This window comes from Flavobacterium sp. W22_SRS_FP1, from assembly GCF_052113685.1.
Taxonomy (GTDB): Bacteria; Bacteroidota; Bacteroidia; order Flavobacteriales; family Flavobacteriaceae; genus Flavobacterium.
Window position 1 is genome coordinate 1 of the sequence record NZ_JBGQOE010000050.1, and the last position, 7776, is coordinate 7776.

The 7776-nt window shown below is 32.7% G+C and carries 5 protein-coding genes; 2 read left to right on the forward strand and 3 right to left on the reverse strand.

Annotated elements, in window-relative coordinates:
- Positions 1 to 102 precede the first annotated feature (102 nt).
- Complete coding sequence (locus ACEN2H_RS15320; RefSeq protein WP_441733870.1) at positions 103 to 1332, reverse strand: IS4 family transposase; 1230 nt, start codon at positions 1330 to 1332, stop codon at positions 103 to 105.
- Positions 1333 to 1538: 206 nt separating this feature from the next.
- On the opposite strand from ACEN2H_RS15320, the gene ACEN2H_RS15325 reads away from it, so the two are divergent.
- Together ACEN2H_RS15325 and ACEN2H_RS15330 are read left to right on the forward strand one after the other, a co-directional pair.
- Positions 1539 to 3635, forward strand: a complete 2097-nt coding sequence (locus ACEN2H_RS15325; protein ID WP_441733872.1) for a glycoside hydrolase family 97 protein — start codon at positions 1539 to 1541, stop codon at positions 3633 to 3635.
- Between the two features lie 83 nt (positions 3636 to 3718).
- The gene (locus ACEN2H_RS15330; protein WP_441733873.1) at positions 3719 to 5098 is read left to right on the forward strand and encodes a M28 family peptidase; all 1380 of its coding nucleotides are present in this window, start codon (positions 3719 to 3721) and stop codon (positions 5096 to 5098) included.
- Positions 5099 to 5189: 91 nt separating this feature from the next.
- Here the strand turns inward: ACEN2H_RS15330 and ACEN2H_RS15335 are convergent, their stop codons facing one another.
- Both ACEN2H_RS15335 and ACEN2H_RS15340 read right to left on the reverse strand, forming a co-directional pair.
- Positions 5190 to 6278: an AI-2E family transporter gene (locus ACEN2H_RS15335; protein WP_441733875.1), complete on the reverse strand. Its 1089-nt coding sequence runs from the start codon at positions 6276 to 6278 to the stop codon at positions 5190 to 5192.
- A 91-nt stretch (positions 6279 to 6369) separates the two neighbouring features.
- The gene (locus tag ACEN2H_RS15340) at positions 6370 to 7461 is read right to left on the reverse strand and encodes a PAS domain-containing sensor histidine kinase (protein WP_441733877.1); all 1092 of its coding nucleotides are present in this window, start codon (positions 7459 to 7461) and stop codon (positions 6370 to 6372) included.
- Positions 7462 to 7776: the final 315 nt, after the last annotated feature.

Genomic DNA, 7776 nt, shown 5'->3' on the forward strand with positions numbered 1-7776 from the left:
CGAGAAAAAGATTTAATTTTGAAACACCAAATTATATGTTTAACCAAAAAGTTGCATTAGTAACTTGAATTCAGCTCCTTTAAACAGGTTGTAATTAAAAAATTATGCTGAAAATAAGTCAGAACTGAATTTTAATTCTGTTTCTGACCTTATTTTTTTGGCTCCATCTCCAACTTGATTACATACATAATCTAAACTTAGATAATACACTAAACAGATTCTAATTTTTTCAACCAGATTAGAGAAAGACTTTGTCTTTTTAGATATCGTTCTATTTATCAATTCAACCAATAAGTAACTGATCAATGCGATATAAATTTGCGATTTAACTGCATTTTCACTTGTGCCTAGGAATGTTTTTATCTGTAGGTTTTGCTTCATTGCTTTGAAAAATAATTCTATATCCCATCTCTTTTTATACAAATCAGCTATTGTTCTAGCCGACCATTCTAAATTATTGGTTATTATTTCGATAACCTTATTTTCATCTTCCTTATAAACATGAACTAACCTTAGTTTGTGCTCGTTAATACCTGTCTCTATGGCTTTGTTGCTGTTTAAAGTAATAATTTCGTCCTTAATAATATCTTGGTCTTCTTTATCGGGCAAGTCTAATTCCTGAATGGATTCGTACAATGTATTTGTTTTAATTCGTGTAACAAAAACATTTTCAGCTTGAATCCGATGCCGCATTAATGTAAAATCAAAATAGGCCCTGTCTTCCACAACAATAGTTCCTTTTGAAAATATTAACTGACCGATGCCGTAGCGGTCATGTGTTTTTGCTTCAGTTATATTTACCAAATCTGGAATTTGCAAATTGTCATCCCAGCAGGTGTGTATTTTCAATCCTCCTTTTGCTGTCCGAAACTTTGCCCAATCAAACATGTTTAAACACAGGCTGATTGTGGTACTGTCAATCAATTTTATGTTTTGGTCTTTAATCTCTTTGATAATATTCCGTTGAGACTCGCTTTTTAGAACTCTTTCATAATGTTTCAAAAGCCTGTAATATAAGGACTCAAACACTTTCCAATCCCGCTTTTTATTACCATCACTCATAGTGGATCTTGCTGGACTTTGAGTCAATCCCAAATCTTCAATAAAAGTCTCGCTAACCCCAATTCCAGTGGAAATATCATTTAAAGTGTAGCACTTATTTAGCTGTCCGTAAGTTAAAGCAACAAATTGGTCGTAAGTCTTGTATTTACTACATCCTTTGTCTGAACTGTGTTTATTCGCACAAGAGGTGATCATCCATCTAGGAACAAGTTCTATAATTTGTCTAATAACTGGTTTTTTGATATTTTTGTTTCGCCTGAAGAGTCCCATAAAGTATTATTTGTTTCGCAAAATCAAAAATACGGGATTCTAAGGCACTTTTTATTTTTGACTTTCGGATAGCTGTGTGGTTTATTGTGATTGCCCTTCGATACTTAAAGCGGAGTTTTTTTTATAAAATAGTATAATTTATGTAGCTGAGACGGTCTGAATTTAAGATTTTAGTTATATTCGTAAACTCTATAAAACCAATCAAAATGAAATCCTTATTTTCTCTTTTTCTTATTTTTTTTCTAAATATATCGCAGGCACAAAGTATTCAGTCTCCTTCTGGTAAAATTGATATTAATTTTAAATTAACTGCTAACGGCCGACCGTCTTACGCCGTAAACTACAAAAATAAGCCCGTAATTCTGGAAAGTACTCTTGGAATAAAGCTAAAAGAAAAACCAGCTTTGGACGCTCATTTTGAAATGGTTACGTCAGATAAATCAACGTTCAATGAGACATGGCAACCTGTTTTAGGAGAACAAGCCAATATCGTGAATAAGTATAACGAACTTACAGTAGCACTTATTCAAAAAGAAACGAATGTAAAAATGAATATCATTTTTAGAGTTTTTGATGAAGGAGTAGCTTTTCGTTACGATTTTCCAAGGCAAAAAGAATTGAATTATTTTATTATTTCTGATGAGGTTACGCAATTTAATTTAACTGATAACCATAAGGTTTTTTGGATTCCGGGCGATTTCGATAGTAATGAATACGAATACAACGAAACGAAATTATCTGAAATAGACAATACGAAGATCAATATGAATAATGGAATTGGTGTGAAATCAATTCCTGGGAAATACATGGTTCAAACGCCATTAATGATGAAATCTCAAGCTGGATTGTACCTTAATATTTTTGAAGCAGCAGTTGTTAATTATCCTGTAATGCATTTAAATGTTGATGTCAATACATATAAATTGACTTCACAATTGGTTCCTAATGCCATTGGAGATAAAGCCTATTTACAAACGCCCTGCGTATCGCCTTGGAGAACTATAATGGTTAGTGACGATGCTAGAGATATTGTAAGTTCAAAAATGATTTTAAATTTAAACGAACCTTCAAAAATTGAAGACACATCTTGGATTAAACCGATGAAATATGTAGGTATTTGGTGGGAAATGCACGTAGGTAAATCAACATGGGATTATGCAGGCTCTCAAAATGCAACTAATTTTGCTGATGCTCCTAAAGCCTCAGGAAAACACGGAGCTACTACTGAAAACACAAAACGATATATTGATTTTGCGGCCAAAAATGGTTTTGACGGTGTTTTGGTCGAAGGCTGGAATGTTGGTTGGGAAGATTGGAATGGAAATTGGAAAGAAGAGGTTTTCGATTTTACAACTCCTTATCCCGATTTTGATATTGCTGCTATTTCGGCTTACGCCAAATCCAAAAATGTAAAAATGATTATGCATAATGAAACCTCAGGTTCTGTTGCCAATTTTGAGCGTCATTTGGATCGTAATTTTGAAAACATGGTTAAATACGGTTATCCAGCTACCAAAACAGGTTACGTTGGGAAAATTATTCCACGTGGAGAATTTCATGATGGACAAACCATGGTAAATCATTTTAATTTTGTTGCCAGACGTGCTGCCGATTATAAATTAATGGTGAATTCACATGAATCATCACATCCTACTGGGTATGGTAGAACGTATCCAAATTATGTAGCCGCCGAAGCAGCTCGCGGTACCGAGTTTAACGCTTGGAGTATTGGAAATCCACTAATGCACGAAACGATTTTACCTTTTACAAGACAATTAGGTGGGCCAATGGATTATACGCCTGGAATCTTCGAAATCAAAATGAGCTATTACGATAAAAATAAAACGGAGCAAGTTCATACAACATTAGCAAAACAATTAGCATTGTATGTAACTATGTATTCTCCAATTCAAATGGCAGCTGATTTGCCTGAAAATTATGAAAAATATCCAGATGCTTTTCAGTTTATCAAAGATGTTGCAGTAGATTGGGACGAAAGTAAATACCTTGAAGCAGAACCAGGAGATTATTTAACTGTTGTTAGAAAAGCAAAGGGAAAAAAATCTTGGTTTTTAGGTGCAATTACCGATGAAAACGCAAGAAAATCAGAAATTAAGTTGGACTTCCTTTCTCCAGGACAAAAATACAAAGCAATAATTTATGAAGATGCAAAAGATGCCGATTGGAAAGCAAATCCTATCGCTTACAAAATAAGAACGACAGTAGTAACAAGCAAATCAAAAATAAAATTGAATTTGGCTCCAGGCGGAGGAGCTGCTATCAGTTTTGAACCAATTAAATAATAAAAGAATCCTGTACCCTTTAAAAATGATACATGATTTTAAATTTTAAAATGTATTTTTGAAATCTACAATCCAAATTAATCATGAAGAAAATAACATTATTATCCCTATTTTTCATAGGTAGTTCAGTACTATATGCCCAAAAAAGTGATGAGCAAGTTTTGAAAGAAATTTACAAATCGGCATTGACAAATTCGAAATGCTATTCTTGGTTGGACCATCTATCAAATGATATTGGTTCTCGCCTATCAGGATCTACGAATGCTGAAAAAGCAGTTTTATATACCAAATCTGAAATGGAAAAATTGGGTTTTGACAAGGTGTATTTACAAGAAGTAATGGTTCCTAAATGGGTGAGAGGTGAAAAAGAAACGGCATATATTTTAGATAATAAAACGAAAACGATTGTGCCTATTTGTGCTTTAGGTGGTTCAATTGCAACTGCGCCAAATGGATTAACCGCTGAAGTAGTCGAAGTACATTCTATCGAAGAGTTAAAAACAGTAGGAATAGATAAAATAAAAGGCAAAATTGTTTTTTATAACCGACCGATGGACAACGAACAAATAGAATCATTTCACGCTTATTCGGGCGCTGTAGATCAACGATATGATGGAGCAAAAGAAGCTTCAAAGTATGGAGCAATAGGTACAATTGTGCGTTCTATGAACTTAAGACTTGATGATTTTCCACATACTGGTGCACAGAGTTATGGAGACATTCCAAAAACACAGTATATTCCCACTGCTGCAATAAGTACTAATGGAGCAGAATTATTGAGTAAAGCGCTTAAGAGTAATCCAAATTTGAAATTTTATTTTAAACAGTCTTGCGAGCAATTTGAAGATGTTTTATCGTATAATGTTGTTGGTGAAATTATAGGTACAGAGCATCCAGAAAACATTATGGTTGTTGGTGGTCATCTCGATTCTTGGGATCTAGCAGATGGTTCTCATGACGATGGAGCAGGAGTAGTTCAAAGTATGGAAGTGGTAAACATATTTAAAAATCTTGGATATAAACCCAAAAATACCTTACGCGTAGTTCTCTTTATGAATGAAGAAAACGGTCTACGAGGCGGTAAGAAATATGAAGAACTATCTTTGGTAAAAAATGAAAACCACATATTCGCTATGGAAAGTGATTCAGGTGGCTTTAGTCCAAGAGGGTTTTCTTTAGAATGTGACACTGCTAATTTTGATAAAATAAAGAGTTTTAATAGCTTATTTGAACCGTATTTAATACACAGTTTTGTCGAAGGACACAGTGGTTCAGACATTGGTCCTTTGACTTCTAAAAAGATTGTAAAAGCTGGTTTGAAACCAGATTCTCAACGTTATTTTGATTATCATCATGCAGCAAATGATAAATTTAACGCAGTTGATAAAAGAGAATTGGAACTGGGAGCGGCAACAATGACTTCGTTAATGTATTTAATAGATCAAAATGGAATTATAGAGTAGATTCTAAATAACAGCACTAAGCCACAAGTTCATTCTTGTAGCTGTTTTAGTTTATCTAAAGCGAATAGGTATTGCGCTTTGCGATGGGTCTTTATGACTTTAGTTTTTTACTTTCACCATCTCCTAATAGTATAGATAGTGTTTTTAATCCTTCAGTACGATCGGCTATTAACTTGGCTATACTCGTAAAAGGAATGAAAAGAATCATTCCTGCTGCACCCCATAAAATACCACCGGCCGTAATCATTATGATTATAACAAGGGTGTTGATTTTTAAACGACTGCCTACCGCAAAAGGGAATATTACATAGGCCTCAAGAATTTGGACTATAGAAAAAACAATAATTACGCCCAAGGGGTACCAAATTGAATTGAATGTAATCCAAGAAACAGCTATGGGTAATAGGGAGGAAATCAAGATTCCTACATAAGGGATAAAAGTGAGAATGGAGGCAATAAAGCCAAACAAAACAGGATGTGGAACACCCACGATAGCAAGGCCGATACTGTTTAAGATGCCAACTATAAGATAAACTAACAGCATTCCTTTTATAAAATTATAGTAGGCATGTATCGTTTCCGTTAGAATTTCACGGATGGTTTCTTTTCGTTCCGGCGGAAAAATCTGGTACAAAACATTGGCAAGTATTTGGCGATGGTAAAGTAGGAGCGCTGAAAAAACAGGAATAATCAAAAGATAGAAAAAAGTTTCTGAAAAGGAATAGACCGCATTCTGCAAAAATGAAAGCGCCCCTGATCCTGAACTATTAATAGAGTTTTTAAAAAAATACAATTGATCCTCCCTACTTATTTCAAACCGTTGTGTAATATAAATACTGATTTGATTTACTGTTTCTAGCAGTTTATTTCTGAATGGTTCCCATTCTTGGGAAAACTGATTTAGTTGAACAACAGGTACATATATAAGGATTCCCAATAAAACAACTACAGAAGAAAGGGAAATTGAAATAGCAAGCGATTTTGTAAATCCTTTTTTTTCTAACCATTTACAAACTGGAAACAGGATAAAACTAATCAATATTGAAAAACTGAGAGGTATAAAAAGCGTTCTTCCAAAGTAAAGCACGAAGCAAATAAGCACAACATACTGGAGTATTTCAAGCGCTGAATAGTTTTCGTTTGAAGATATAGGATAAGCTTTTTTCAAAATTTGTTTCATAAAATTTTTGAACTTTAGCAGTTACATGCTTCTGTTTTGTCGCTCTTTAAATATACGAAAATTCATTGTAAGTCTAAACAAATATTTTAAATCAGTCTTTAAATGTTATAGTAAATGTAGCTCCTTCATTTATTTTACTCTCAACGCTTATGTGACCGCCAAGGTTAGTAACATGATTATAAATTAAATAAAGACCTATTCCGTTACTATCAATATGATCATGGAATTTTTGATGCAATCCAAAAATTTTGTCACGTACTTTATCCATGTCAAAACCTAATCCATTATCAGAATAAATTAATTGACTGATGCCATTTGTTTTTTTAGAAGTTATAGAAACTAAAGGAAAAGTGTCTGCTTTTGAGTATTTTATTGAATTTGTAATCAAGTTTAAGAATACACTTTTCAGATAGTCTTTATTGAAATTAATTTCACCAAGTTCAGAAAAATCAATACTGATTTGCGTTTTTGAATTTTTTATTAATGAATTTATAGAAAGTAGTACTTCATTTAGATGTAGATTCAGACTTAATTTTTCAATAGGTGCATTTAATTCATCTTTAAGAATTAAAGCGGCTACTGAGTTTTTTAAAGTTTGTCCTAAACCCTCTGTCGTAGTTTTTAGAATAGCTATAAACTCAAGTGTCTCTTCGTCATCTATTTTGGAAATATCTATTAGATCAAATACAGAGAGTAAATTATTTACTGGGGACTTTAAGTCGTGAGAAGTTGTGTATGATAAATTTTTAAGGTCTTTGTTAATTTTTGTGAGATTTGTAAGGAGAACATTTCGTTCTTGGTCAATTCTTTTTTTATGTGTAATGTTTTTAGCAATGGCATAAACTAATTTTTCCTCTTCAACAGGCATTGATGTCCAAGACAACCATACAATTTCCCCAGTTTTAGTTAAGTATCGATTTTCAAAATTCAAGAGGGGTTTGTTTTTATATACTTGTTCTCTAGTTTCGATTGTGATTTTAAGATCTGCCGTATAGACAAAACTACTTATAGGGTTGGCATATAACTGCTCTTCTGAATAACCTAGTAATTTTGAAACAGCTGGATTTATTCTTTTGAAATAACCATCAAATCCAGCAATACAAATTAAATCAGCTGAGATATTAAAAAAATTATCAAAGTGATATTCTCCCTCTGAATCAGTTTTTTTATTTTTAATTATCATTAAGTTTAAAAATTATTTGTTAGCCTAGATCTGCCAAATGCAAATATTAAGTTTTGTTTCTTTTTAGATAAAATCATAATTCCAAATTTAGACAATATTTATTTACAACGTAAGAAATACCTCGACAAATTTAGTGCTAATAGTTTGGCATTAAGTTAAATAAAAAAAGGGGTTTAACAAAACAAGGCTGTCATTTTACAGATAGCCTCGCTTTTTATTGTTTGTTTATTATTTATATTACTAGATTCAATTAGTTAATGCAACTCTCAGGAAAAGGGATAGGATAATTTTTTCAAAAGAAAGGACATTAAAGTC

Excerpts from the sequence above, each read along its gene's own strand:
- ACEN2H_RS15325 (WP_441733872.1), top strand. The coding sequence starts at position 1,539 with ATGAAATCCTTATTTTCTCTTTTTCTTATTTTTTTTCTAAATATATCG.
- ACEN2H_RS15320 (WP_441733870.1), bottom strand. The coding sequence starts at position 1,332 with ATGGGACTCTTCAGGCGAAACAAAAATATCAAAAAACCAGTTATTAGA.
- ACEN2H_RS15340 (WP_441733877.1), bottom strand. The coding sequence starts at position 7,461 with ATGATAATTAAAAATAAAAAAACTGATTCAGAGGGAGAATATCACTTT.
- ACEN2H_RS15335 (WP_441733875.1), bottom strand. The coding sequence starts at position 6,278 with ATGAAACAAATTTTGAAAAAAGCTTATCCTATATCTTCAAACGAAAAC.
- ACEN2H_RS15330 (WP_441733873.1), top strand. The coding sequence starts at position 3,719 with ATGAAGAAAATAACATTATTATCCCTATTTTTCATAGGTAGTTCAGTA.